This is a genomic window from Vibrio sp. J502, from assembly GCF_025397955.1.
Lineage (GTDB): Bacteria > Pseudomonadota > Gammaproteobacteria > Enterobacterales > Vibrionaceae > Vibrio > Vibrio anguillarum.
The window spans coordinates 1,679,899-1,705,234 of sequence record NZ_CP104554.1 but is presented as its reverse complement, the minus strand read 5'-3'; the positions used below and the strand labels follow the sequence as shown (position 1 = coordinate 1,705,234).

23 protein-coding genes, 1 tRNA gene and 1 riboswitch are annotated in these 25,336 nt (G+C 45.6%); of the genes, 15 read left to right on the top strand and 9 right to left on the bottom strand.

Annotated features, from left to right (window positions below; genetic code table 11):
- Nucleotides 1-99: 99 nt before the first annotated feature.
- From N5E84_RS07905 to N5E84_RS07890, 4 genes are all read right to left on the bottom strand, one after another.
- Entirely contained in the window at nucleotides 100-1,191 is a 1,092-nt protein-coding gene (locus N5E84_RS07905) for an alkene reductase (protein ID WP_019282885.1), read from the bottom strand.
- Nucleotides 1,192-1,201: 10 nt separating this feature from the next.
- Nucleotides 1,202-1,831 (bottom strand): GrxB family glutaredoxin, encoded by a 630-nt coding sequence (locus tag N5E84_RS07900; RefSeq protein WP_017044375.1) that lies wholly within the window; start codon nucleotides 1,829-1,831, stop codon nucleotides 1,202-1,204.
- 81 nt (nucleotides 1,832-1,912) lie between these two features.
- Nucleotides 1,913-3,100 (bottom strand): MFS transporter, encoded by a 1,188-nt coding sequence (locus N5E84_RS07895; RefSeq protein ID WP_019282886.1) that lies wholly within the window; start codon nucleotides 3,098-3,100, stop codon nucleotides 1,913-1,915.
- 81 nt (nucleotides 3,101-3,181) lie between these two features.
- Entirely contained in the window at nucleotides 3,182-3,850 is a 669-nt protein-coding gene (locus tag N5E84_RS07890; protein WP_019282887.1) for an SDR family oxidoreductase, read from the bottom strand.
- Nucleotides 3,851-3,969: 119 nt separating this feature from the next.
- On the opposite strand from N5E84_RS07890, the gene N5E84_RS07885 reads away from it, so the two are divergent.
- Complete coding sequence (locus N5E84_RS07885) at nucleotides 3,970-4,902, top strand: LysR family transcriptional regulator (protein ID WP_019282888.1); 933 nt, start codon at nucleotides 3,970-3,972, stop codon at nucleotides 4,900-4,902.
- Nucleotides 4,903-4,982: 80 nt separating this feature from the next.
- On the opposite strand, the gene N5E84_RS07880 is transcribed toward N5E84_RS07885, so the two are convergent.
- Nucleotides 4,983-5,058, bottom strand: a tRNA-Asn gene (locus tag N5E84_RS07880).
- Between the two features lie 546 nt (nucleotides 5,059-5,604).
- On the opposite strand from N5E84_RS07880, the gene uvrB reads away from it, so the two are divergent.
- The 3 genes from uvrB to luxU all read left to right on the top strand — a co-directional run bounded on the left by uvrB (nucleotide 5,605) and on the right by luxU (nucleotide 9,624).
- Entirely contained in the window at nucleotides 5,605-7,635 is a 2,031-nt protein-coding gene (gene uvrB, locus N5E84_RS07875; protein WP_029189720.1) for an excinuclease ABC subunit UvrB, read from the top strand.
- A gap of 241 nt (nucleotides 7,636-7,876) precedes the next feature.
- Nucleotides 7,877-9,283, top strand: coding sequence for a quorum-sensing sigma-54 dependent transcriptional regulator LuxO (luxO, locus tag N5E84_RS07870; protein WP_026028983.1), 1,407 nt, complete (start codon nucleotides 7,877-7,879; stop codon nucleotides 9,281-9,283).
- A gap of 2 nt (nucleotides 9,284-9,285) precedes the next feature.
- Complete coding sequence (gene luxU, locus N5E84_RS07865; RefSeq protein WP_013857261.1) at nucleotides 9,286-9,624, top strand: quorum-sensing phosphorelay protein LuxU; 339 nt, start codon at nucleotides 9,286-9,288, stop codon at nucleotides 9,622-9,624.
- On the opposite strand, the gene N5E84_RS07860 is transcribed toward luxU, so the two are convergent.
- On the bottom strand, nucleotides 9,621-10,511 hold the full coding sequence (locus N5E84_RS07860) for a YvcK family protein (RefSeq protein WP_013857260.1): 891 nt from the start codon (nucleotides 10,509-10,511) through the stop codon (nucleotides 9,621-9,623). The two genes, luxU and N5E84_RS07860, sit on opposite strands and share 4 nt — an antisense overlap.
- 178 nt (nucleotides 10,512-10,689) lie before the next feature.
- A riboswitch (molybdenum cofactor riboswitch) is annotated at nucleotides 10,690-10,833 on the top strand.
- Between N5E84_RS07860 and moaA the strand changes: the two genes are divergently transcribed.
- The 5 genes from moaA (at nucleotide 10,822) to moaE (ending at nucleotide 13,613) form a co-directional block, all read left to right on the top strand.
- Nucleotides 10,822-11,811 carry a GTP 3',8-cyclase MoaA gene (gene moaA, locus N5E84_RS07855; RefSeq protein WP_026028246.1) on the top strand — a complete coding sequence of 330 codons (990 nt, stop codon included), beginning with the start codon at nucleotides 10,822-10,824 and terminating at the stop codon, nucleotides 11,809-11,811. Its footprint overlaps the riboswitch before it by 12 nt.
- Before the next feature lie 67 nt (nucleotides 11,812-11,878).
- Nucleotides 11,879-12,391, top strand: a complete 513-nt coding sequence (gene moaB, locus N5E84_RS07850) for a molybdenum cofactor biosynthesis protein B (protein WP_010320682.1) — start codon at nucleotides 11,879-11,881, stop codon at nucleotides 12,389-12,391.
- A gap of 10 nt (nucleotides 12,392-12,401) precedes the next feature.
- Nucleotides 12,402-12,902: a cyclic pyranopterin monophosphate synthase MoaC gene (gene moaC / locus N5E84_RS07845; protein ID WP_010320681.1), complete on the top strand. Its 501-nt coding sequence runs from the start codon at nucleotides 12,402-12,404 to the stop codon at nucleotides 12,900-12,902.
- The gene (moaD, locus tag N5E84_RS07840; RefSeq protein ID WP_010320680.1) at nucleotides 12,895-13,140 is read left to right on the top strand and encodes a molybdopterin synthase sulfur carrier subunit; all 246 of its coding nucleotides are present in this window, start codon (nucleotides 12,895-12,897) and stop codon (nucleotides 13,138-13,140) included. The genes moaC and moaD overlap by 8 nt, the downstream gene beginning before the upstream one ends.
- Complete coding sequence (moaE, locus tag N5E84_RS07835) at nucleotides 13,140-13,613, top strand: molybdopterin synthase catalytic subunit MoaE (protein WP_019282889.1); 474 nt, start codon at nucleotides 13,140-13,142, stop codon at nucleotides 13,611-13,613. Before moaD ends, moaE begins: the two co-directional genes overlap by 1 nt.
- Here moaE and N5E84_RS07830 read toward each other — a convergent pair.
- On the bottom strand, nucleotides 13,610-14,575 hold the full coding sequence (locus tag N5E84_RS07830; RefSeq protein WP_013857257.1) for a sensor domain-containing diguanylate cyclase: 966 nt from the start codon (nucleotides 14,573-14,575) through the stop codon (nucleotides 13,610-13,612). The two genes, moaE and N5E84_RS07830, sit on opposite strands and share 4 nt — an antisense overlap.
- Before the next feature lie 274 nt (nucleotides 14,576-14,849).
- Here N5E84_RS07830 and N5E84_RS07825 point away from each other — a divergent pair, with 274 nt between their 5' ends.
- From N5E84_RS07825 to udp, 4 genes are all read left to right on the top strand, one after another.
- Entirely contained in the window at nucleotides 14,850-15,266 is a 417-nt protein-coding gene (locus tag N5E84_RS07825) for a CBS domain-containing protein (protein ID WP_013857256.1), read from the top strand.
- A gap of 191 nt (nucleotides 15,267-15,457) precedes the next feature.
- Nucleotides 15,458-16,489, top strand: coding sequence for an IS630-like element ISVa15 family transposase (locus tag N5E84_RS07820; protein WP_026027704.1), 1,032 nt, complete (start codon nucleotides 15,458-15,460; stop codon nucleotides 16,487-16,489).
- Between the two features lie 162 nt (nucleotides 16,490-16,651).
- Nucleotides 16,652-18,946 carry a zinc/cadmium/mercury/lead-transporting ATPase gene (locus N5E84_RS07815; RefSeq protein ID WP_069212106.1) on the top strand — a complete coding sequence of 765 codons (2,295 nt, stop codon included), beginning with the start codon at nucleotides 16,652-16,654 and terminating at the stop codon, nucleotides 18,944-18,946.
- Nucleotides 18,947-19,280: 334 nt separating this feature from the next.
- Nucleotides 19,281-20,039, top strand: coding sequence for a uridine phosphorylase (gene udp / locus N5E84_RS07810; protein WP_019283111.1), 759 nt, complete (start codon nucleotides 19,281-19,283; stop codon nucleotides 20,037-20,039).
- Between the two features lie 127 nt (nucleotides 20,040-20,166).
- Here the strand turns inward: udp and N5E84_RS07805 are convergent, their stop codons facing one another.
- On the bottom strand, nucleotides 20,167-20,979 hold the full coding sequence (locus N5E84_RS07805; protein WP_013857254.1) for a hypothetical protein: 813 nt from the start codon (nucleotides 20,977-20,979) through the stop codon (nucleotides 20,167-20,169).
- A gap of 216 nt (nucleotides 20,980-21,195) precedes the next feature.
- Complete coding sequence (gene metG, locus N5E84_RS07800; RefSeq protein WP_019283110.1) at nucleotides 21,196-23,262, bottom strand: methionine--tRNA ligase; 2,067 nt, start codon at nucleotides 23,260-23,262, stop codon at nucleotides 21,196-21,198.
- A gap of 155 nt (nucleotides 23,263-23,417) precedes the next feature.
- Between metG and apbC the strand changes: the two genes are divergently transcribed.
- A complete protein-coding gene (apbC, locus tag N5E84_RS07795; RefSeq protein WP_019283109.1) occupies nucleotides 23,418-24,494 on the top strand; it encodes an iron-sulfur cluster carrier protein ApbC in 1,077 nt (358 codons plus the stop codon).
- Nucleotides 24,495-24,686: 192 nt separating this feature from the next.
- Nucleotides 24,687-25,328 (top strand): uridine kinase, encoded by a 642-nt coding sequence (gene udk, locus N5E84_RS07790; protein ID WP_010320672.1) that lies wholly within the window; start codon nucleotides 24,687-24,689, stop codon nucleotides 25,326-25,328.
- Nucleotides 25,329-25,336: the final 8 nt, after the last annotated feature.

The window sequence follows — 25,336 nt, the reverse complement described above, 5'->3', positions numbered from 1 at the left end:
TGACAATGTTATACAAGAAAAAGTGCAGCTTATAAGCTCTTTGATTCAAAGAAACACTGCACGTTGTAAATACTTATTTTTGTCTAGGTCGTTGTGTTTTTAAGGGAGTGTTGGGTAGTCGATGTATCCATGCTCATTACCACCAAATAATGTCGAACCATCCAGCTCAGCCAGAGGTTGTTGGTGCTTTAAGCGTGCTACCAAATCTGGGTTAGAAACAAACGGGCGTCCAAACGCCACTAAATCCGCATAACCTTTTTCGAGTACATCATCGGCACGATCTTGGGTGTAACTGCCTGCAACGATAATTGTGTTTGTGAAGTATTTGTGTAGTTCGATTCGGAAATTTTCTGGAATCACTGGCGCGTCGTCCCAATCCGCTTCAGACAGGTGCAAGTACGCAATATCACGAGCTTGAAGTTGTTTCGATGCTTCGAGGATGGTTGGCACAATGTCTGGGCAGTTCATGTCCTTAAAAGTGATGAAAGGCGCGAGTCTAACTCCCACTTTGTTGGCACCAATGGCTTCGCTCACCGCATCGACCACTTCTAATAAAAAGCGAAGTCGGTTTTCGCGAGTACCGCCATAGTTATCGGTTCTGTGGTTTGAATTTGTACGTAGGAACTGATCAATCAGGTAACCATTACCTCCGTGGATTTCGACGCCATCGAAGCCAGCTTCAATCGCACGTTTAGCTGCATGGGCAAAATCACTCACAACACGGTCAATATCGGCTTGAGTCATAGCTCGTGGCTCTACACAATCGACCATGTTGCCATTGCCTTGTTCGTCGGCAATCCACACTTGGGTTTCTACCGGTTTGAGTGCCGATGGAGCAATAGGCTGTTCACCTTTTTGGAATGTCGGGTGCGAGACACGACCAACATGCCATAACTGGCAAAACATGGCTGCGCCTTGTTCTTTTGCTGCTTGAGTGACTGCTTTCCAGCCTGCCACTTGCTCGTCGGTGTAGACGCCTGGCGTGAAAGAGTAACCTTGTGAGTCATCAGAAATCTGGGTGGCTTCTGAAATAATTAAGCCCGCAGTCGCACGTTGCTTGTAGTAAGTCGCCATCATCTGGTTTGGAATATTACCCGGCTGGCTGGTGCGTGCTCGAGTCATTGGTGCCATGACTACACGGTTTTGTAAATCCAGTTGTTTTAGCTGTGTTGGTTCAAAAAGTTTGCTCATGATCGGTTCCTTACTTAAGTAGTGGTACTTGGGTTTTGTTACTCACAGATTCCATCCAATTTTTCACAGTGTTGTCCCATTGGATTTCTGCGGCACTGAAAAAGCCACGTAAAATAGAAAATAAGATGGCTTCGTCTACCAAAGTCACATGTTGGTAGGAGTCGAGATTCAACACGGTTTTCGCACGTTCGATGAGCGCTTCTACCTCTTTGGCAATGTTTGGTGTGTCTTGCAGAAGGGCATCGAAATTGAGTGCGTCAGTTTCCTTCTTAGCGCGCCAAGCTTGTTGTGCAGACTGAGTGGCAAACTCTGGCAAATCCATATTTGACCAACGTGGGTAACCCACTTTTTGCAGTGGAAGAAACGCGATTTGTTGCCAGTCCAATACTTGCTGAGAGGGTTGACTTGTCTCTGTCGATCTTGCCAGCTCAAGGAAGTAAGCGATGATGTCTAGGCTTTCTGCTAGCACTTCATCGTTATCTTTGATAAGAAGCGGTACTTGCTTGGTTCCAATCAGGTCGGTGGTGGTTTTGTCGTCATCATACGCAATGTTGATGACGTCGAGTGGGATATTTAGCATGCCAGCAACATAGCGGACGCGAGCACTAAATGGGCAATGTTCGTAAATGTAGAGTTTCATAGCGTTTTTCTCGTGGTTCGTATTAAATAGCCCCGATTTAACTCAGTAGGCGTTAGATAAGGGCTACCGATAGGGATGAAGTTAGTTGTTGAAACTTGGTGCTAACTCAGCTTGTTTGCTTTCTTTGCGGTTTGCTTTGGCGATGAAGAGTAAACCAATCAGTGGAACAAGGATGGCTGCGTAAGGGATCATACCTGCGCCCATTTGGCTATCGAGCACCATGCCACCTAAGAAACCACCAAAGGCATTGGCTAAATTGAATGCTGAGATGTTTGCCGTCGCCGCTAACTCTTGACCTTCACCGCCATGGTTCATTACACGAAGCTGCATCGCTGGTACGTTAGCGAACGAAGCAATACCAAATACAAAGGCGGTAGCGATGAACAGTACTTTGCTGTCTACGGTTAGGCCGACCAGTACGAGTGAAACAATCATCGCGATAGCCCAAAACATGGACGCTTTTTGTAGGTTTTTATCTGATGAACGACCACCTATGGTGTTGCCAACAATTAGACCGATGCCAACGATAACTAAAATCCAAGTCACGGCACTTTCACCAAAGCCAGTGATGTGCATGGCAATAGGGGCGATGTAGCCATACAAAGTCATGAACCCCGACCAAGCAAATACGGTGATCGCTAGGCCGATAAGTAGCATTGGGTTTTTGAACGCGGCCAATTGCGCTTTGACGTCTTTTGCTTCGCCGTGTCCGGTCGATTTGATCACTGACGTGATGAAGAACAGAGCCACTAAGCCAAAAGCGGCAACGGTCAAGAAAGTGGTGTGCCAGCCGAATTGCAAGCCAATCCAAGTACCGCTAGGCACACCTAAAACGTTAGCCAGTGTTAAGCCCGCGAACATCTGTCCGACCGCGCGACCTGCCATTTTTTCTGAAACCAAACTGGTCGCTACCACGGCACCAATGCCGTAGAACGGACCTTGAACCAAACCAGTGATCACTCGACTCACCATCAGCACAAAGTAGTTTGGTGCGAAAGCAGACAATATGTTGCCGAGGATAAACAACACCATTAGCCCAGCCAGTACGGCTTTCTTATTAAAGCGTGCTAAGTAAATTGTGAGTAGAGGACCGCCAAATACAATGGCAAGCGCGTAGGCACTGATTAAGTAACCCGCTTGTCCTTCAGTGATGGAGAATGAGTTGGCGACTTGAGGAAGAATTCCTGCAATAACAAATTCCGCGGTACCGATAGCAAAAGCTGCAAGCGTTAAGATCCATACCTGCAGCGGCATTTTTTCTTTATTCATGGGGGAGTCTCTTTTTTTATTTAGTTTGAACCCATTGGTGCCATGCTTTTTATTGCGTTGGCACCTTGTTTCTATTTAGTGTTAGCCAAGCAACGCGCCACCATCGACATCGATCACGGCGCCGGTCATATAACTGTTTTCAATCAGAAGTCGATAAGCTTTCGCAACGTCACTGGCTTCACCAACTTTGCCTATTGGCAAGCTATTTTGTGTGCGTTTGTACATGGCATTTCTGTCGTCTTCGCTCATGCCTTGATACGCCTCTGTTTTGGTTAAACCGGGGCTGACCGCATTCACTCGGATAGGAGCCAATTCTTTCGCCAGTACTTTCGTGGTTGCTTCAATGGCTGCGTTAATAGCGGTTTTTACGTAGGTGTTAGCAACAACTTTGCGCGATAACATGCCGGAAGTTAGCGTGATTGAGCCGCCTTTCTTGATGTAGCGTGCTCCATGTTTAGCAGCGTTGATGGCGCCCCAAAATTTGGTATCAAAAGCGTCTTTTGCTTGTGAGACTTCAACATCCACCACTTTGCCTGCTGGAGCATAAGAACCTGCCGTGACGATAAGATGGTCAAAAGCACCAATGGTTTCGAAGTAGTGGTAAACCGATTGTTCATCACTAATGTCTAAACCTGTCTTACGGCTTGCTACGTGAACAACCGCATTTTCGCTTGCAAGTTGTTGGCTAAGTGCAGCACCAATACCTGATGTGCCACCGAGTAAGACATAAACGGTTTTTTCTGTTTTCATGATTTTTCTCCAATCTCGTTTTGATGGGGTCAGTATATTGATTGGCAGAAAATTGATAATTGGGTAATAGTTGAATTGATTATTCAATTAAGTCGAATAATGAAATTTAAGGAGAGAGCGTGGACAAGTTTTCAGATATGACGCTGTTTGTCAGCATTATAAAGAACCAAGGGCTGGCGGCGGCTGGTAGAGAGCTCGGTTTATCGCCAGCAACAGTGACAGCAAGATTGCAGTCGTTGGAAGACCGTTATGGGGTGAAATTGCTTAATCGTAGTACAAGGCATATTTCACTGACGGACTCTGGCGCGATGTATCATCAAGCGTGTCTGGAAATCATCGACAGCGTTAAAGAGACGGAAAACTTGCTCCAAACTGGCACCAAAGAAGTGCGCGGAACACTCAAAATCTCTGCTCCTCGTGATATTGGCAAGCAATACATTTCGCCAATACTGTCGGAATTTAGTCAGCTCTATCCCGATGTGATCCCTTATCTGTATTTGAACGATAACTTATCCAACTTGGCTGAGTCCGGCTTGGATATCGTTATCCGATACGGAGAGCTGGCCGACAGTAATCTTATCTCGCGCAAACTGGCGTCTAGTCGTCGAGTGCTTTGCGCTTCTCCTCAGTACTTGGCAAAGAAAGGCACGCCGATCACGCCACAAGATCTCGCTCAGCACGATTGTTTAGCCATGGTCCGCAGCAATGAAGAATTGAAAACCTGGCACTTTCAAGATGAAGATCAGCACAACGTCATTACTGTCGTGCCAAAGCGTTTTTCTGATGATGGCGAAGTGATTCGTCAATGGGCGTTAGATGGTGCTGGCATTGCGTTGAAATCGATTCTCGATGTGCAGGAAGACATCAAACAGCAGCGTTTAGTGACAGTGCTTAATGGTTACATGAAGAACTTCAATGCGTCGACCTCTTCAGCAGGTGCTGATTTGAATGTAATTTACCTAAGTAGAAAGTATCAACCGAGGCGAGTTCGTTTGTTTCTCGAGTTCTTGATTGAGCGCCTGTGTACCGTATTCGAAGATCAAATTCTGTAGGGGCTATACTCTAAAATGTTCGATTCAATCTAGATTTAGATACAAAAAAAGACGTCCTAGGGCGTCTTTCTTCTGGAATTTGGCTCCCCCTGCAAGACTTGAACTTGCGACATACGGATTAACAGTCCGCCGTTCTACCGACTGAACTAAGGGGGAATTGCTTTGAGCGGTGCGAATGGTAGCGAGTGGGGTGTTCAGTGTCAACCTTTCCAGCCGAAGAAAAAGTAAAAATATTTCCCTGAAAATACTTTACTTTTCTGTACCCCTTATCGGCATTAGGCTAGGTTTAGTTATCCACCAAAATTGTGGATAAGTGTGTTGACGAATCCTGAGCAATTCGTTTCATCAATGAATGTTGAGTTATTACTCTACTCATTTGTTGAGTTTATTTTTTATATAACACTATGTTTTTTATTTTATTTTTTGATTTATCAACTGAAATTATCAATAAGAAATGAAAATGAATGGCGATGAGAAAAAGGGAGTCATTTTGAAATTTTGGGGAAAACAAGTGGATTATTTTTGAAAGTTAGGAGTGGTTTTTTACGAATCAGGCCGAAGATGGTAGCAAACGTATGGAGAAGAAACTAGCATTTTTTCAAAACAGGGGTGATTTACGACGCAACTATTTTGAACAATTACTTGCAACAAAACATGGCTAACAGCGAGAATGCCTATTCAGTTATAGAGGACAACGGCATTATGAGCAAAACGTTTGAATTGGTATCGGGCTATCAACCCTCAGGCGATCAACCTACGGCGATCAAGCAATTGTTTGATGGGCTAGATGCAGGTCTTGCTCATCAAACCTTATTGGGTGTGACGGGTTCAGGGAAAACATTCACCTTGGCTAATGTGATCGCCAAGGCGCAGCGTCCGGTTATCTTGTTGGCACCGAATAAAACGCTCGCAGCCCAGCTGTATGGTGAGATGAAGTCATTTTTCCCCAATAATGCGGTTGAGTATTTCGTCTCTTATTACGACTACTATCAGCCAGAAGCGTATGTGCCGACCACGGACACATTTATAGAAAAAGATTCCTCGATTAACTCACACATAGAACAAATGCGACTCTCCGCGACTAAAGCGCTGCTTGAGCGTAAAGATGCGATTATTGTGGCTTCTGTATCGGCGATCTACGGTTTGGGTGATCCTGATTCTTATCTGAAAATGATGCTGCATGTTCGCCGTGGCGATGTAATGGATCAGCGCGACATTATCCGCCGTTTAGCCGAGCTCCAATACACACGTAACGATATGGCGTTTGAACGTGGTCAATTTAGAGTTCGTGGAGAGGTGATCGATATCTTTCCCGCGGAGTCGGATTATGCGGCCGTGCGTGTTGAAATGTTTGATGATGAGGTAGATTGCATCAGTTTGTTTGACCCATTGACGGGCGCAATGATTCAGCGAGATCTTCCTCGCTATACCATCTATCCTAAAACGCACTATGTTACGCCAAGAGAGCGCATTGTCGATGCGATAGAGCACATCAAAGAGGAGCTGCGAACTCGCCAAGCCTACCTGTTGGAAAACAATAAACTACTCGAAGAGCAGCGCATATCGCAGCGTACTCAATTTGATATTGAAATGATGAATGAGCTCGGTTTTTGTTCAGGTATTGAAAACTATTCACGTTATCTTAGTGGGCGAAAAGAGGGAGAGCCGCCTCCGACCCTGTTTGACTATCTACCGCATGACGGTTTATTGATTATCGACGAATCACACGTAACCGTGCCGCAAATTGGCGCGATGTTCAAAGGCGATCGTTCACGCAAAGAAACGTTAGTAGAGTTTGGTTTCCGGTTGCCTTCCGCTTTAGATAACCGTCCATTAAAGTTTGAAGAGTTCGAATCACTTGCGCCGCAGACGATTTTTGTTTCTGCTACCCCGGGCAACTATGAGCTAGAAAAATCAGCCGGACAAATTGTGGATCAAGTGGTGCGCCCAACCGGATTACTGGACCCCGTGCTGGAAGTACGACCAGTCGCAACACAAGTGGATGATGTGTTGTCAGAGATCCGCATTCGCTCAGCGAAAGATGAACGTGTGCTGATCACGACATTGACTAAACGCATGGCTGAAGACTTAACTGAGTATCTTCATGAACATGGGGTTAAGGTCAGATATCTGCACTCAGATATTGATACTGTTGAGCGGGTTGAGATTATTCGCGATCTTCGCCTAGGCGAATTTGATGTGTTAGTGGGTATTAACTTACTGCGTGAAGGTTTGGATATGCCTGAAGTCTCTCTTGTCGCCATTCTTGATGCGGATAAAGAAGGCTTTCTACGTTCAGAACGTTCATTAATTCAGACCATTGGCCGTGCGGCACGTAACATTGAAGGCAAAGCGATTCTCTATGCTGACCGCATTACTAACTCAATGAAGAAAGCGATGGATGAAACCGATCGTCGCCGTGAAAAGCAGCAAGCACATAATGAAGAACAAGGGATAACACCTCAGGCGCTGAAACGTAATGTCAAAGATATTATGGAGTTAGGTGATATTACTAAGTCCAAGCAGCAGAGGATGAGCAAACAAGTACCTTTGTCGAAGGTGGCAGAAAGCTCGCAAACTTATGAAATATTCACGCCGCTACAACTGGAAAAAGAGATCGCCAAACTAGAAGGGTTAATGTACAAACACGCACAAAACCTAGAATTTGAATTGGCTGCCGAAAAGCGTGACCAAATTGAAAAACTGCGTCAGCAGTTCATTACCAACAGTTAAAAAAATAGCCAATAGAAAAAGGTCTATTGGCTGTTATTTGTGAACACTTTATTCACTAACAACGTCAGTTGGCTAGGTGACCCCTAAGGATCATATTGAATAGAGCACATATCGTGCCAATTAATTTTATGCAAAAAGGGCTATTAACTAACGAATTAGTGCCTTTTTGTTATTTTATTTTGCAAAATGCGAACCTTAATGCAATAGTTAAGGCAAAGTGCAAAATAATAATGGCTAGAATATGCAACCTGACTTTTCTCTACAAAAGGCTAAATATCTTTTGATGGTGGAAGATACGGCTTCCGTTGCGGCGCTGTATCGTTCATACCTCACCCCCCTTGAAATCGATATCAATATTGTTGGTACAGGTCGTGATGCGATAGAGAGTTTAGCTCACCGAGAGCCGGACCTCATATTGCTGGATCTTCGATTACCCGATATGACGGGCATGGACGTTTTACATGCTGTGAAAAGTCACTACCCCAATGTGCCAGTGATATTCATGACCGCTCATGGTTCGATCGATACCGCAGTGGAAGCGATGCGTCACGGTGCCCAAGATTTCTTGATCAAACCTTGTGAAGCAGACCGCTTGCGCGTCACGGTTAACAACGCCATACGTAAAGCTAGCAAACTAAAAAATGAGGCTGGTAACCCGGGTAATCAGAACTACCAAGGTTTTATCGGCAGCAGTCAAACCATGCAATCAGTCTATCGAACCATTGACTCAGCGGCCTCCAGTAAAGCCAGTATTTTTATTACTGGCGAAAGTGGTACGGGTAAAGAGGTGTGCGCAGAAGCGATTCATGCGGCCAGTAAACGTGGCGATAAACCCTTCATTGCGATTAACTGCGCCGCCATTCCTAAAGACTTAATAGAGAGTGAACTCTTTGGCCACGTGAAAGGCGCATTTACTGGCGCAGCGACCGATCGCCAAGGCGCAGCCGAGTTGGCTGATGGTGGCACACTGTTTTTGGATGAACTGTGTGAAATGGATTTGGATTTGCAGACCAAGCTGTTGCGCTTTATCCAAACGGGCACATTCCAGAAAGTGGGCTCATCGAAGATGAAAAGTGTCGATGTTCGTTTTGTCTGCGCTACCAACCGCGATCCTTGGAAAGAAGTGCAAGAGGGGCGTTTTCGTGAAGATTTGTACTATCGTCTTTATGTGATCCCATTGCATTTACCACCGCTACGCGAGCGAGGCGATGACGTTATTGAAATTGCTTACTCTTTGCTCGGCTTTATGTCTAAAGAAGAAGGCAAAGGTTTTGTCCGCTTAGCGCCAGAGGTTGTGGAGCGTTTTACGCGCTATGAATGGCCGGGTAATGTGCGTCAACTGCAAAACGTGTTGCGGAATGTGGTGGTATTGAACCACGGTAACGAGATCGAACTGAGCATGCTACCCCCACCGCTAAATCAAGTCGTGGATAACAAAATTCGATTAGCAAACTTAACGACGGAAACACGCAAGGAAAATATAACCGTGCACGATATTTTTCCTTTGTGGATGACGGAAAAACAAGCTATCGAACAAGCGATAGAAGCGTGTGATGGCAATATTCCTAAAGCAGCCAGTTATTTGGACGTTAGCCCTTCAACTATCTACCGCAAGCTGCAAGCGTGGAACAGTAGAGAGAACTCATAGAGATGGAACTGATCAATAAAAACAAAATTGCGCATTTGGCTCAAGAAATTGGAGAAGAGAATGTGCCAATATTGCTCGATATTTTTCTCAGCGAGCTGAGCGCCTATACACAGAAGCTAGCTGATCAAAATCTGCCGGATAAAATCGAATATTTAAAAGACATCAGCCATGCTCTAAAAAGCAGTGCCGCCAGCTTTGGTGCGGATAAACTGTGCGCTAAAGCGGTGGATATCGATAGCAAAGGAAAGGCAAACTGCATTTTTGATGAGGCTGAAGAAGTGGCGGCGATGCGCGCTCTTATCGAAGAGACGCATCGTTGCTACTGCCACTTGATGGATTAGCTTGTGAGTTGATTCTCAATGGCTTTTTGAAGTTTAACTCGGTCGTGCCGCCAGTCACGATTGGATGATGCTAGCTCTGTAGTGACACAATGCCAGTGTTCAGCCAGCTCCGGATGTGGTGTATCGCCGATCACCACATCGATTTTTCGCGCGTGGCAGGCGCGCTCACACCATTCCAATTTCTGCCGTAGCGACATGCGACCAGCAGGTCCTTGCTCGGGAGACAAGTTCTCAACAAAAATCAGCTTTGCTTTTACGTTTTGCTCAATGGCATTGCCAATTTCGGGCAGCAGTAGTGGTGGCATCACACTGGTGAGAAAGCTTCCCGGGCCAAGGATGATGCAGTCTGCTGCACTGATGGCGAGTATGGCTTCTTTGGTTGCTGGCACTTCAGGTGATAAATCTAAGCGCCTTAAATCTTCCGTCATCTCGTCCACGTTCGTTTCACCCGTGACCCAGTGACCATCCATAGAAAGTGCACTAAGATCAGAAGGATGCTCTGACATAGGTAAAATATTAACATCGACTTTGAGCATGTTGCGGATCAAGTTGATCGCGTCTAAAGGGCGCACAGATAGGTTATCTAATGCAGTCAGCATCAAATTACCGAGATTATGGCCATTGAGTTCTCCCGCACCTTTAAAGCGATATTCAAACATCATCGAACTGATGGAAGGCTCAGTGATCAACTGGTTGATACAGTTACGTGTATCGCCCCATGCAATGCCACCTTGGCAGTGGCGAATGCGCCCAGTGGAACCGCCGTTATCTGTGGTGGTTACAATCCCTGTCGCATTGGAGCCAAAATCTTTTAACGCCGCTAGCATGCGTCCAAGCCCATGTCCTCCGCCAATGGCGACGACTTTCTTTGAAGTGTATAGAGTCATCTGTTCTTCTTATTTTTTAATAATTAACTACAATTTAAATCAGCTTGTTCACAACCCATACTCATTAGGAGGTAAATTGGGTAATGGACTCTTTTTTTTACGATAAGGGTAGAATCACTTACTAATATTAAGTATTTTACTTATCAGCTGCTGTAGAGATAGTTAATTATACTACCTCAACGGCTGCCATAGCTCCGAGCTTAACTGGCTAAGTCTCATTTTTGTGAGATAGGGTGGTTAAGCCAGTGGTCTAATACCACAAGGGCATAATTGGAAATGATTATGCCTCCCGTATTTGGAAAGGTGTTCCGTGGCGCAACAGTTCGAAGATAGATTCCAACGTAAATTTTATTATTTACGTTTATCTGTTACAGATGTCTGTAACTTTAAATGCACATATTGCCTGCCTGATGGTTATCAACCTTCGGGGCAGAAAAACTCGTCTTTTTTAACCCTTCCTGAAATACAACGCGTCGTGCGAGCCTTTGCCGACTGTGGTACGTCGAAAGTACGCATCACAGGGGGGGAGCCGACTTTGCGTAAAGACTTTAACGACATTATTGCTTGTGTGGCGAATACCGCTGGTATAGAGAAAGTGGCGACCACCACTAACGGTTACCGTATGGCCAAACAAGTAGAAGGTTGGCAATCGGCCGGGTTAACGCATATCAATGTCAGTGTCGATAGTCTTGATCCAAGAATGTTCCACCAAATCACGGGTGAAAACAAATTTACGCAAGTGATGGCGGGGATTGATCGCGCTTTTGAAGTCGGTTACCAGCAAGTTAAAGTCAACGTTGTGCTGCTAAAAGACCTTAATCATCAGCAGTTACCTGCTTTTTTAGATTGGATTAAACATCGCCCTATTCAACTTCGTTTTATTGAACTAATGCAAACTGGTGAAATGGACTCGCTGTTTGAGCGTCACCATATTTCAGGTGTTGCCATTCGTAATCAACTGATTGCCAATGGTTGGGTGCTGAAAACCCGAGCTCACAATGATGGGCCAGCGCAAGTATTTGTTCATGCCGATTACCAAGGTGAAATCGGTCTTATCATGCCGTATGAGAAAAACTTTTGCCATAGCTGCAACCGCTTACGTGTTTCGGCAAAGGGGAAGTTACACCTGTGCCTTTTCGGTGAGCAAGGCGTTGAATTACGCGATCTGCTCGCCCAAGATAATCAACAGCAAGCCTTAATTGAGCGCATTCAAGCGCAATTACAGACCAAGTCGGTCAGCCATTTTTTACAAGATGGCAATACGGGTATGACGCCTAATCTCGCCTCCATTGGCGGCTAAATTCTTTTTGTCACTGGCTATTGTTTAGCGGGTGATGTTGGTACACATTTGAACAGTAGGTGAACACATGGGTCACGCAGAAAGCGCATTTCAACCAGCACATATTGCCGTACTGACGGTTTCCGATACTCGTACTGAAGAAAACGATACTTCAGGCGGTTACTTAGCTGAGCAACTTCAACAAGCGGGACACATTCTGGCCGATAAGCAGATTGTTATTGATGATCAGTATAAAATTCGCGCGATTGTTTCTCAGTGGATCGCGGATGAAAACGTGCAAGCCGTGCTGATCACGGGTGGAACGGGTTTTACCTCACGCGACAGCACACCAGAGGCATTAAAGCCCTTGTTTGATAAAGAAGTTGAAGGTTTTGGCGAGCTGTTCCGATTGGTCTCTTACGATGAAATTGGCACTTCAACCATTCAGTCTCGCGCCATTGCAGGTTTTGCCAACCATACGGTTATTTTTGCCATGCCAGGTTCAACAGGAGCGTGCAAAACCGGTTGGACGAAAATCATCAAACAGCAGTTAGATGCCAGCCATCGCCCATGCAACTTTATGCCACATCTTTCGGTTTAACGGGGTTTCAATGAGCGAATTTACTCATATTAATGCCTCAGGCGAAGCCAATATGGTCGATGTCTCTGCCAAGGCTGAAACCGTACGTGAAGCACGTGCGGAAGCCTTTGTGAAGATGTCACCACAAACGCTGCAACTGATCCTTTCTGGGCAACACCACAAAGGTGATGTGTTTGCCACCGCAAGAATTGCGGGCATTCAAGCGGCGAAGAAAACGTGGGATTTAATCCCACTGTGCCACCCATTGCTGCTTACTAAAGTAGAAGTGCAGCTTGAAGCCATCGAAGCACAAAGCAAAGTTCGAATTGAATCATTGTGTAAATTAACCGGTAAAACAGGGGTTGAAATGGAAGCCTTAACTGCGGCATCGGTGGCGGCGTTAACCATTTACGACATGTGTAAAGCAGTACAAAAAGATATCGTGATTGAACAAGTGCGCTTACTTGAAAAAAGCGGCGGGAAATCTGGTTACTTTAGCGCTCAGCCACAACAAAAGGTCACGCATGATTAATGTCCTCTTTTTTGCTCAAACTCGTGAGTTGATCGGCCAAGACAGCATTCAACTCAAGGCACAGTTTGCTACGGTTGAAGCGCTGCGTAGCCACTTAGCCTCGCAGCCTGGGAAATGGGATTTAGCCTTGCAACCGGGAAAACTGCTGGTGGCAGTCAATCAAACCATCGTTGCCTTTGATTACCCGTTAAGTGATGGTGATGAAGTGGCTTTTTTTCCTCCAGTAACCGGAGGTTAGTGATGGATAGCCGTATTTCCGTTCAAATATCAGATTTCTCGGTAGACGCAGAATACCGTGATTTGTCGCAAGGTACTTCCGCTGGCGCTGTGGTTACCTTTATTGGCAAAGTTCGTGATATGAATTTAGGTGATAATGTTATTGGCTTAACGCTTGAGCACTATCCGGGAATGACAGAAAAAGCTTTGAGTGATATTTGTGATCAGGCGCAGGCACGTTGGCCGGTGCAAAAAATCCGTGTGATCCACCGAATCGGTGATTTAGATATTGGCGATCAAATCGTGTTTGTAGGCGTGTCGAGCTCACATCGTGGTGCGGCTTTTGAGGCGTGCGAATTCGTTATGGATTACCTTAAAGCCAAAGCACCGTTTTGGAAGAAAGAGCGCACCACCGAACAAACACGCTGGGTGGAGTCTCGAGATTCAGATGTCCAAGCCGCGCAACGTTGGGCTAATCATCACACCATCGACTAAGCCTTGTGTAGTATATGAATAGTTCCGCGCTGTTGATTCTTCGCGTGAAACAGCGCTTTATCGGCCGTTGATACAAACTGTTCTGGCGTCATGCCAGTCGGTATGTGTTCGCAATATTGGATGCCGATAGTAATCGATACATACAATGAGACACGAGAATAGCGGTGAGGGATTTGCAGCTCTCTCACTTCACTAAGTAGTTGTAATGCTTTTTGCTCGCACTGTTTAATATCAATATCCGCAATAAATAGTAGAAATTCATCTCCTCCATAGCGAAAGCAGAGGTCATCTTTACGTTTCCAATGCTGCAGAGTGCTCGCTATCTTGCGCAGCACAGTATCGCCATTCACATGGCCATAGTGGTCGTTATATTCTTTGAAGCAATCTAAGTCGATCATGAAAATTGCAGCACTACTTTGCTCACGTTTGATCTTATCTAACGCTTTGGGCAGCAATGAGTCCATCGCATAACGGTTATAGACCTGAGTTAAATGATCCACATTGGTCAGTTTTTCTAACTCAAGTTGGTGTATAGAAAGCCGCTCTAACGTGCGCTTATAAGCGGTAATATTTCTCACAATCCATAGCACGTACTCAGTATTTTTCAGCGGGATGACCAATGCGTTAAAAAACTGAATATCGATAGGGCCAGAGCTACCTTTAAATTGAGCAATTACCCTTAGGTCGAGATCGTATTCAAACTCTCGCATTTGTCCGTTATCAATGACTTCTTGGATAATTTGATGAAACCAAGCGGCTTTTTTTTCGGGTAATACCTGGTATAGATTGAGACCAATGAGAACTCTTGGGTCGTGGTGTCGGCTGCGATCCGTTCCTCCTAAGGCCTCCACATATACGCCATCGCGGTTAATCAGAAAAGTGGGTTCAGGTAATGACTCCAACAAGCTGCGCATCAGTGCTGGGTTTTCTATAATCTCGGAAAACAGTGGCGAATTCACCATGCCCAGTCCTTATTAATACAACGGTCAATGTTTAAGATATAAATGATATTAACTGTAAAATCTTGCGAGACATCGTGTTCTTAACGTGTTGTTTGATTCAAAAATGAGACGTTTTGATAAAAGATTTTGCCATTTACCCTTGATAAAAATTAACTATTTGTAATATCGATAGTTTGTGCCGATGAGCAAAATCGATTTTTTCCATTTAGCAAAACGGTGAAATTAGTCAACACTTAACTTAAGGCAGCATACCGTTGCAACCAAGGAGACAGATATGCAATCGCTAATAGTTAAAGACTATATGACATTACAAGCCATCACCTTCAAACCGGACATGCCAATGACTGCGGCTTTAGAAAAAGTGATGCGTTCGGAGCATCTTGGTGGTCCTGTTATTAACGACCAAGAACAAGTGATTGGCTTTCTATCAGAGCAGGATTTGCTCGATAAATTGGTGAAGGTGAGTTATTTCTGTGAAGACACCCATTTAGTCCGTGACTGCATGCACCCTGAAGTGCTGTCCGTTTCATCAGACACCTCTATTATTGAGCTTGCTGACATGATGAAAGTAGGAAAACCGAAAGTTTATCCCGTGATCGATCAAGGTAAATTGGTTGGCATTATTACGCGCAGAGATGTACTGAGAGCATTAGGGAAAAACTTAACGCATTGTTTTAAAAAACCAACATAGCAAACTATACCCTTCCTACTTGAAGCTGCAGCGGTGTTGGCTATGTTCGTTCACCCCAATCACATAGTTTGCCTATGCTCATGGGGACTCACTCACTTGCCGCCTACCTGCAACTCCAAGTTGTTTGGGTATATACCCGTGATCATTGAAGATGCTTGATTTTCAATAGAATCAGGATCATGCTACAAACCATGAAAATCACACTGACTCCTCAACAGAAACTGCAACTCGAACAGATGCACGACATTGAGCGTGATAGTCGAGTTTGCGACCGTATTAAGGCTGTTTTGCTGGCTTCTGAAGGCTGGAGTCAGACTATGATTTCACAAGCTCTTCGTATTCATGAATCGACCGTTGCACGTCACCTCAGTGACTACGTACTTTCTGAAAAACTTAAGCCTGAGAATGGAGGAAGCCAAAGCAAGCTTTCTGCTATTCAAACCATGCACCTAATCGAGCATTTGACTGAGAAAACCTATTCTCATACTCATCAAATTGTCGCCTATGTTAAAGAGACGTTTGGGCTTGATTATACTGTTTCTGGTATGAACAAATGGCTTCACCATAATGGTTTTAGCTACAAGCAACCGAAAGGCATACCACACAAGTTTGATGAAGCAAAACAGCAAGCATTCATAGAGGCGTATGAAGCGCTAAAGGCAAGCTGTGGCGAGGATGAATCGATAGTCTTTATCGATGCAGTTCACCCAACACTATCAACAAAGATATCGCATGGCTGGATACGTACTGGTCAGGATAAAGTGATTGAAACAACGGGTAATCGTAGCCGATTGAACATTATTGGCGCACTGAACCTGTCGGATATTGGTGCAACCATTGTTCACGACTATGAGAGCATTAACAGTGAATCGATTGTTCGTTTTTTCTGTAAGTTAAGAGAGAGTTATTCGTTAGCCCATAAGCTTCATATCATATTAGATGGTGCGGGATATCACCGCAGTGACTTAGTCAAAGATGCGGCGTTTGTCCTGAATATTAAACTGCATTATCTTCCACCTTACAGTCCAAACCTCAACCCAATAGAGCGGCTATGGAAAGTAATGAATGAGAAGTCGAGGAACAACGTTTACTTCAAAAGAAAACGGGACTTCAAGGCGGCAATAGACCAATTTTTTTCTGTGACTCTTCCAGAGATCGCAGGCTCTTTGACATCTCGAATTAATGATCATTTTCAGGTTCTCAAGCCTGCATCTTCAAGTTGATTCGGTATATCAGCAGTAATAAATAAAATTCTAGAGGTGCAGTGCACCTCTTTTCCATCTAATCAAGGTGAATGTGCGTTAAGTGCAGGTTTGATAAAAATGCGCTTGACCTTGGAGTTAACTCTAGGGTTTAAGCTTTGTGCATCAGAGAAGGAGAATCCTATGTGCACAAAACATGAAGCTTGCAGTACTACAAAAAATAGCATGGCAAACCCGCAGGCGGTGTCATGCTCTAGTCTTAAAATTACCGCGATTAGGGCTGCGGGCGTTGATTCAAATGAAGAGGGGTGCTGCGGGTCACAAGAGTGCGCAAGCAATGATCCTGATGATGAACCCGCGCAGCTCACATCCGTTAAAACACAGTTTAACCAAAGCTGGAAAATTGAAGGGATGGATTGCCCATCTTGCGCACGTAAGGTTGAAACGGCGCTTAAAAAAGTGGGTAATGTGATCGACGCCAAAGTGCTGTTTGCCACTGAAAAATTGGTGGTCAAGTTTAATACCGAAGAGGCAGCGCTTGAAATAGAGCAAGCGGTTCGTAACGCAGGTTTTACGGCTCACCGCATTGATGCGGCTAATCCAGTTTCTGCCCCCATTCATAGTGACTGGAAGTCGGTCATAAAACAGAACGCGCAGATCCTCTCCATTGCTGGCGCCATGGCACTCGCCGCTATTGTGCAGCCTTATTTCCCTCAAATCAGCGATGGGATGTTCATTTTGACCTGCCTTGCCGGTTTGTATCCTATCGGTAAAAAAGCGATTCAACTGGCACGCTCAGGCACACCTTTTGCGATTGAAACCTTAATGAGCGTTGCGGCGCTCGGAGCGCTCTATCTTGGGGAAACGGTTGAAGCAGCGATGGTGCTATTACTCTTCCTCATCGGAGAGCGGCTAGAAGCTTTTGCCGCTTCTAAAGCGCGTAGCGGTGTACAAGCTTTAATGGCACTGGTGCCTGAAACGGCAACAAAAATTGTGGGAGGAGAACGCATCACGGTGGCGGCACATGAGCTAAAACCGGGGGATGTAGTGGAAGTTTCTCCCGGCTCTCGGCTACCTGCGGATGGTCAATTGCACGAAGCGTCGGCCAGCTTTGATGAGAGCGCGTTAACGGGCGAATCACTGCCTGTCGAACGCTATCAAGGTGACAGTGTCATGGCGGGTGCTGTGGTCGCGGATCAGGTGGTGCGTTTCAGCATCACGTCCAAACAGGGTGAAAACGCGATTGACCGTATTTTACATCTGATTGAAGAAGCGGAATCTCGCAAAGCGCCGTTAGAACGTTTTCTTGATAAATTTAGTCGTTGGTATACCCCATTAATGATGTTGGTTTCATTAGCCGTGGTTGTGATACCGCCGACACTGTTTGCGCAGCCATGGGAAACATGGGTTTACCGTGGCTTAGCCTTACTGCTGATTGCTTGTCCATGTGCGTTGGTTATCTCAACTCCCGCGGCCATTACTTCTGGCCTTGCCGCAGCGGCGTGTCGTGGTGCACTGATCAAAGGGGGCGCGGCGCTCGAACAGCTTGGAAAAATAGAGAGTATTGCTTTTGATAAAACGGGTACTTTGACCAAAGGTAAACCGGAAGTTACGGATGTGGTTGCGCTCAATGGCTGGGATGAAGAGCAATTGTTGCGCTATGTCGCAGCGGTTGAAATGGGCTCGAGCCATCCTTTGGCAACCTCTTTAGTGAAAAAAGTGCAAGCGATGGCTTTGCCCATTCCAGAAGCGATAGACAAGCGAGCGTTAGTTGGCAGTGGGGTTTCGGGGGTTGTGGAAGGGAAATCACTGCGCGTATTAGCGCCAAGCAAAGCGAATGTTCCGTTTTCTGATGCATTTAGCGCGCAAGTGGAAGCGCTAGAGATGCAAGGCAAAACAGTGGTGGTGGTTTTTGAGCAAGAGAGCATTGTCGGTTTAATCGCATGGCAAGATACCTTGCGTGAAGATGCCAAAGCTGCCATTGAAGCACTGCGCCGTTTGGGGATCGACGCTATCATGCTCACTGGCGATAACCCTAGAAGCGCTGCGACGATGAGCGCTCAATTAGGGATAGATTTCAAAGCCAGTTTATTACCGCAAGATAAAGTGGAATACATTCAACAGTTGGCGCAACAAAAACAAGTGGCGATGGTCGGGGATGGCATTAATGATGCACCAGCAATGAAAGCGGCCAGCATTGGTATTGCGATGGGGGGGGGTACCGATGTTGCGTTGGAAACGGCTGATGCGGCAATTACTCATAATCGATTGGTCGAGCTCGCCACCATGATCGAGCTATCACAAGCAACCCTCGCCAATATTCGCCAGAATGTCACGCTAGCGCTAGGCTTAAAAAGTATCTTTTTAGTCACGAGTTTACTCGGTATTACGGGCTTATGGGTGGCGGTGCTGGCCGATAGTGGAGCTACCGCGTTAGTGACGCTCAATGCGTTGCGTCTATTGAAATTTAAAAAATAGTCCGAGACTAAAAACCAAAAAGCTTAGCAAGGCATGGCGGGTCGTTATCTCTCATGCCTGTTGGGTTTGCACCCTATTGTGGTAATAGTGTGAAATGCGTCGATATTGCGCTTGTATTTTGTTATGCAGTGTTGGAAATTATCTTTTAGGGTTGGGTGTTATTTCATCAATCTTGCTGTTTTTTGTGATGCAAACCGTTTTTATGAGAATGTGTTCGTTACATTGCGTCATTCATTGTGAATTTGATCACTCTTTGTTGGTGCGTGGTCCGCTAGAGTAGCTGCATACCCGATGTATATCTATGAGCTGAACAAGCCGCAATAAGGAGTCACTTATGTCTCAAGCCGTTTTCCATCTAGGTGTTACCGAAGCCGATCTGAATGGTGCTACTTTGGCCATTATCCCTGGGGATCCAGCCCGCGTACAAAAAATCGCTGAAGAGATGGAAAATCCAGTCTTTCTTGCTAGCCGCCGTGAATACACTGTGTACCGCGCAGAGTTAGACGGTAAGCCAGTCGTTGTTTGTTCTACTGGTATCGGTGGTCCTTCTACGTCTATTGCGGTTGAAGAGCTTGCTCAACTTGGCGTGCGTACTTTCCTACGCGTAGGTACTACTGGTGCAATCCAACCTCATGTCAATGTGGGTGATATGATTGTCAGCACAGGTTCGGTTCGCCTTGACGGTGCAAGTTTGCACTTTGCGCCAATGGAATTCCCTGCTGTGGCTGATTTCGATGTCGCCACTGCAATGAAAGCGGCTGTAGTTGAAAGTGGTGCAACCGTGCACATGGGCGTTACCGCATCAAGTGATACTTTCTACCCAGGCCAAGAGCGTTATGACACCTTCACTGGTCGTGTTGTGCGTCGTTTCCAAGGCTCAATGAAAGAGTGGCAAGAAATGGGCGTATTGAACTTTGAGATGGAATCCGCCACTTTGCTAACCATGTGTGCGAGCTCAGGTTTGAAAGCAGGTTGTGTGGCTGGTGTGATCATCAACCGTACTCAAAAAGAGATCCCAGATCACGCGACACTCAAAGAGACCGAGGCTCGTTCAATCAAAGTGGTTGTCGAAGCGGCGCGTAAAATGCTGTAATTGAGTTCTGAATTTACACTGATGTATCTATGTACACGGTGAGTGATTAGGCCACTTTTGAATAAAGTGGCCTTTTTACTTTCTAAATAATCACCAGTCAAACAGTCACCAGCTAAACAATTACTCACTAAGCAATCGCCAATTTAGGCAACGGAATGTACAAGCTCTCGGTTAAGTCGCTGAGCATCTGGTCGTAAACGTGAGAGATGCTGAGTGAAATATCCGAAGTGATTTGGTACATCGCGCCAGCTTCTATTTGAAAGGCAGGATGATCATGCAGTTCGCTCAGGCTATGCAGCGCGGCTGAGCAGCTTGGCGAAGCTACCGTTAAAGGGCTGATTAAGGCGAGTTGATTCATCCTACGCCTGACAACCTCACTATAATGCTGCAAGCGTATGCGGCCATCTTGAGTATCCATTTCATCAATGCTGATGCGCAACTGAGTTAGCGCGTCCATCGCATCAATGACCTGTTGCCAATTAATATGATATTCATCGCTGAGATCTTCGCGGTTGGATTCCACCAACCAAGCCAGTATCACCTCATCCATTAAGAACATACAGTGACGAATTATTTTACCATGCATCATTTGGTTACGAGCCACAGAGCGCTCTGGCCACTCCTTCATGAGTGCTTTAAGCTTAATTTGCAGCACACGGTACATTGGTTTGTTGTCAAAGTGTGCGATAGCAATTAAGTGATTACTTTTTTCGTATAGCGTATCTTGCAATTCATTCAACTCAGTGTCGCGTCTTTGACCAGAGGCTAGTGTTTGATGGGTAATGTTACGGTGCTGACGGCATAAAAACAGTAGCTGGCGAAGGTCGATCAGCAGTTGATATTTACGTTGTAATGTGGATTCACGCTGTTTTGCCAGATAAAACATCAGCCACAATATACCGATAGAGATAAGCATTGAGATAAAAACAAACATAACCAACTCCTTGTTAATGTTATACCAATCTAGAGTTAGCAGGGTTAATGCCAGTTTTTTATTTGTTTAAATTCAATTGCTTATGTATTTTTGCGTTGAAGTGATGCATCTTATTGGTGCATTTTGAACTAAAAGTGTGAGCTGGATCGATTTTGAGCAGTGTGGTGATAAAAAATCCCCAACACAGAGTGTGTTGGGGATGCTACCGTGAAGATTGATGTATTACAGGATGCGCATGCCAGCTTGAGCACCTTCATGTGGCTCAAGAATCCATAGCTCGCTGCCACCAGGGCCTGCGGCTAAGATCATGCCTTCTGACATACCAAACTTCATTTTACGCGGTTTGAGGTTCGCTACCATGACGGTGTACTTGCCTACTAACTCTTCGGGTGAATAAGCGGCTTTAATACCTGAAAACACTTGGCGAGTTTCGCCACCAATATCTAATTGGAATTTAAGCAATTTATCTGCTTTTGGCACCGCTTCGCAAGCGATGATCTTAGCGACGCGTAAGTCCACTTTGGCAAAATCATCAAATTCGATTTCAGCAGCAATAGGGTCTTTACTTAGCTCAGTTTCAACTGTGGTTGGTTGCGCGCTCTCAATCGCGGCTTTTTCTGCTGCCGCTTCTTCTTTAGACGCTTCAATCATCGCTTCAACGTGTTTCGGATCAATGCGATTAAACAGCGTTTTGAATGGCGTGAGCGTATGGCTTGTTAATGGTGTTTGTACGCCTTCCCAAGTGAGTTCTTGGTTTAAGAATGCTTCGGTGCGCGCCGCTAGTGCTGGCATTACAGGCTTTAAGTAAGTCATTAACACGCGGAATAGGTTGATACCCACTGAGCAAATGTCTTGTAGCTCTTGCTCTTGACCCTCTTGTTTAGCCACAACCCAAGGCGCTTTTTCATCCACGTATTGGTTCGCTTTGTCCGCCAATGCGGTGATTTCACGAATGGCACGGTTAAATTCACGGTTTTCGTAAAGCTCAGCAATGCGATCCGCTGCTGCGGCAAATTCTGCGTACAGCTCTGGTTCGGCAAAGGTTGCAGACAACTGATTTTCAAAACGTTTGGTGATGAAGCCTGCATTACGCGATGCAAGGTTGACGATTTTATTGACCACATCGGCGTTCACACGTTGGGTGAAATCCTCAAGGTTTAAATCAAGATCGTCGATGCGGCTATTGAGTTTTGCGGCGTAGTAGTAGCGTAAGCATTCTGGGTCTAGGTGGTTTAAGTAAGTGCTTGCTTTGACAAACGTTCCTTTAGACTTCGACATCTTTGCGCCATTGACAGTGACATAACCGTGAACGAAAACGTTATTAGGCTTACGAAAACCACTGCCATCAAGCATCGCTGGCCAGAATAGGCTGTGGAAGTAAACAATATCTTTACCGATGAAATGGTACAGTTCGGTTTTACTGTCTTTATTCCAGTATTCGTCAAAGTCTAAGTCATCGCGTTTGTTACATAGGTTTTTAAATGAACCCATGTAGCCGATAGGTGCGTCTAACCACACGTAGAAGAATTTGTTCTTTTCGCCGGGGATTTCAAAGCCAAAGTATGGCGCATCACGTGAAATATCCCACTGTTGCAGGCCGCCTTCGAACCACTCTTGCATTTTATTGGCGGTTTCTGTTTGTAGTGAGCCAGAGCGAGTCCACTCTTTGAGCATGCTTTCAAATTGAGGAAGGTCAAAGAAGAAATGCTCGGAATCCTTCATTACTGGTGTCGCGCCAGAAACGGCCGATTTCGGGTTGATAAGCTCCGTTGGGCTATACGTTTCGCCACACGCATCACAGTTATCACCGTATTGATCTTCTGACTTACATTTTGGGCAAGTGCCTTTCACGAAGCGATCAGGCAAGAACATCTCTTTTTCTGGGTCAAACAGCTGAGAAATGGTGCGGCTTGAAATGAAGCCATTTTTTTTCAGCTCAAGATAAATGTGAGAAGCCAGTTCGCGGTTCTCTTCGCTGTGAGTGCTGTGATAATTGTCAAAGCTGATATCAAAACCTGCAAAATCTTTTTGGTGCTCTTCACTTACTGCGGCGATCATCTCTTCAGGTGTAATACCCATCTGTTGTGCTTTAAGCATAATTGGCGTGCCGTGAGCATCGTCTGCACAGATGAAGTTTACAGTGTTGCCGCGTAGGCGTTGGTAACGAACCCAAATGTCAGCTTGGATATGCTCAAGCATATGACCAAGGTGGATCGAACCGTTAGCGTACGGAAGGGCACAAGTTACCAGCAGTTTCCTTGAAGAAACGTTTCTTGGGTCAGTCGCCATACTTAATATTCGCTTTTTTGATAGGTATGAAAAATAGAGAACAATACTACCTTATGCAGCGAGCGACTCCAAGGCGTGAGCCTAAGGAATCCCGCAACTTTTTTGGGGTTCAGTCTGACAATAGAGAGTGATAGCATGAGCAAAAAGGAGAAGCTATGCAGCCGTTCACATCTAAACAAGATTTTTGCGATTGGTTAAACCAATTTGAACACCCTCATCTTATTGCGGGGTGGGCAAACCAACCGCATTGGGTTTCGGTTACAACAGCGGGACGTTTGACGGTTCATATTCCATTTGCCGCTAAAAATCTGCTGGATGAGCTTTCCGAATGGGTCATCTCCAAGCAGCAAACCGATGCGCTTGCTCCATTCAGTGTTGAGATAATCATTGCGCCGAAAGCGCTAGCGACGACGGTCGCTCATAGTGTTAATGGTGTTAAAAATATTATTGCGGTGACTTCAGCCAAAGGGGGCGTCGGCAAATCAACCACCGCCGTCAATCTTGCTCTAGCCATTGCTCAATCTGGGGCGAAAGTTGGCTTGTTGGATGCGGATATTTATGGCCCTTCAGTGCCAATGATGCTTGGCAAGCAAGAAGCAAAGCCAGATGTGCGTGATAATAAGTGGATGCAGCCCGTTGAGGCATTTGGCATTTTCAGCCATTCGATTGGCTATCTGGTTGATAAATCTGAAGCGGCGATTTGGCGCGGGCCGATGGCATCGAAAGCACTGGCGCAATTGCTCAATGAAACCGAGTGGCCAGATGTGGATTATCTGGTCATCGACATGCCACCGGGGACAGGTGATATTCAACTCACCTTGTCACAACAAATTCCGGTAACGGGCGCGGTGATCGTCACCACTCCGCAAGATCTGGCACTAGCGGATGCGCGCAAAGGGGCGACCATGTTCGAAAAAGTCGACGTTCCGGTTATCGGGCTTATTGAAAATATGAGCTATCACATCTGCAGTCATTGTGGAGAGAAAGAGCATATCTTTGGTGTCGGTGGCGCGCAGAAACTGGCCAGTGAATATGGGTTGGCGCTGCTTGCACAAATTCCTCTGCACATTGCCCTGCGTGAAGACATCGACCAAGGTCGTCCTACCGTGGTTGCTCAACCAGAAAGTGAGCATACACAGCGTTATCTTCAACTGGCGGAACGAGTCTGTTCAAGCCTATATTGGCAAGGAAAGCCTAAGCCAGATGCAATCAGTTTTACATTGGTAGACTAGTGTTGGTCCACAGTGCTGTGAAAGTAGCACTGTTGTGATCTCTTCTGAAATGCGACGAAAACGTTTGCTTGATAGTTTGTTATTCAAACCTCTTCCAAAGTCTAAATCGAGACTGGTATCAGGTGGTTGAAGTCCCTATAATCGGGCAGTTTATCTATTTTCATCACCAAACCATCACCGGGTGCAAAAATAATGTCTGAGAATAATCAATGCGTCATCGTAGGTATTGCTGGCGCTTCAGCTTCTGGAAAAAGCCTGATTGCGAGCACGATTTATAACGAACTTCGTGCCAAAGTAGGCGACCACCAAATTGGTGTGATTACGGAAGATTGCTATTACAACGACCAAAGCCATCTCAGTATGGAAGAGCGCGTTAAGACAAACTACGACCACCCGAATGCACTTGACCATGATCTACTTTGCCAACATTTAGAACAATTAACCCGTGGCGAAGCGGTTGAAGTGCCAGAGTACAGCTACACTGAGCATACTCGCACCGCGAATACAACGCTATTAACACCCAAGAAAGTGATTATTTTAGAAGGTATTTTACTGCTGACAGACCCACGTTTACGTGACTTAATGCATGCGACCGTATTTATGGACACTCCGCTGGATATCTGTTTATTACGCCGAGTGAAGCGTGATGTAGAAGAGCGTGGCCGCACCATGGATTCGGTATTGAAGCAATACCAAAAAACGGTTCGCCCTATGTTTATGCAGTTTATCGAACCGTCAAAACAGTACGCGGACATTATCGTTCCTCGTGGCGGTAAAAACCGTATCGCCATTGATGTATTAAAAGCCCACATCGCGAAATTGTTGAAATCTTAACTTTTGTG

Coding starts and splice junctions, on each gene's coding strand:
- N5E84_RS07905 (WP_019282885.1), bottom strand. CDS start 1,191: ATGAGCAAACTTTTTGAACCAACACAGCTAAAACAACTGGATTTACAA.
- N5E84_RS07900 (WP_017044375.1), bottom strand. CDS start 1,831: ATGAAACTCTACATTTACGAACATTGCCCATTTAGTGCTCGCGTCCGC.
- N5E84_RS07895 (WP_019282886.1), bottom strand. CDS start 3,100: ATGAATAAAGAAAAAATGCCGCTGCAGGTATGGATCTTAACGCTTGCA.
- N5E84_RS07890 (WP_019282887.1), bottom strand. CDS start 3,850: ATGAAAACAGAAAAAACCGTTTATGTCTTACTCGGTGGCACATCAGGT.
- uvrB (WP_029189720.1), top strand. CDS start 5,605: ATGAGCAAAACGTTTGAATTGGTATCGGGCTATCAACCCTCAGGCGAT.
- luxO (WP_026028983.1), top strand. CDS start 7,877: ATGCAACCTGACTTTTCTCTACAAAAGGCTAAATATCTTTTGATGGTG.
- luxU (WP_013857261.1), top strand. CDS start 9,286: ATGGAACTGATCAATAAAAACAAAATTGCGCATTTGGCTCAAGAAATT.
- N5E84_RS07860 (WP_013857260.1), bottom strand. CDS start 10,511: ATGACTCTATACACTTCAAAGAAAGTCGTCGCCATTGGCGGAGGACAT.
- moaB (WP_010320682.1), top strand. CDS start 11,879: ATGGGTCACGCAGAAAGCGCATTTCAACCAGCACATATTGCCGTACTG.
- moaC (WP_010320681.1), top strand. CDS start 12,402: ATGAGCGAATTTACTCATATTAATGCCTCAGGCGAAGCCAATATGGTC.
- moaD (WP_010320680.1), top strand. CDS start 12,895: ATGATTAATGTCCTCTTTTTTGCTCAAACTCGTGAGTTGATCGGCCAA.
- N5E84_RS07830 (WP_013857257.1), bottom strand. CDS start 14,575: ATGGTGAATTCGCCACTGTTTTCCGAGATTATAGAAAACCCAGCACTG.
- N5E84_RS07825 (WP_013857256.1), top strand. CDS start 14,850: ATGCAATCGCTAATAGTTAAAGACTATATGACATTACAAGCCATCACC.
- N5E84_RS07820 (WP_026027704.1), top strand. CDS start 15,458: ATGAAAATCACACTGACTCCTCAACAGAAACTGCAACTCGAACAGATG.
- N5E84_RS07815 (WP_069212106.1), top strand. CDS start 16,652: ATGTGCACAAAACATGAAGCTTGCAGTACTACAAAAAATAGCATGGCA.
- udp (WP_019283111.1), top strand. CDS start 19,281: ATGTCTCAAGCCGTTTTCCATCTAGGTGTTACCGAAGCCGATCTGAAT.
- metG (WP_019283110.1), bottom strand. CDS start 23,262: ATGGCGACTGACCCAAGAAACGTTTCTTCAAGGAAACTGCTGGTAACT.
- apbC (WP_019283109.1), top strand. CDS start 23,418: ATGCAGCCGTTCACATCTAAACAAGATTTTTGCGATTGGTTAAACCAA.
- udk (WP_010320672.1), top strand. CDS start 24,687: ATGTCTGAGAATAATCAATGCGTCATCGTAGGTATTGCTGGCGCTTCA.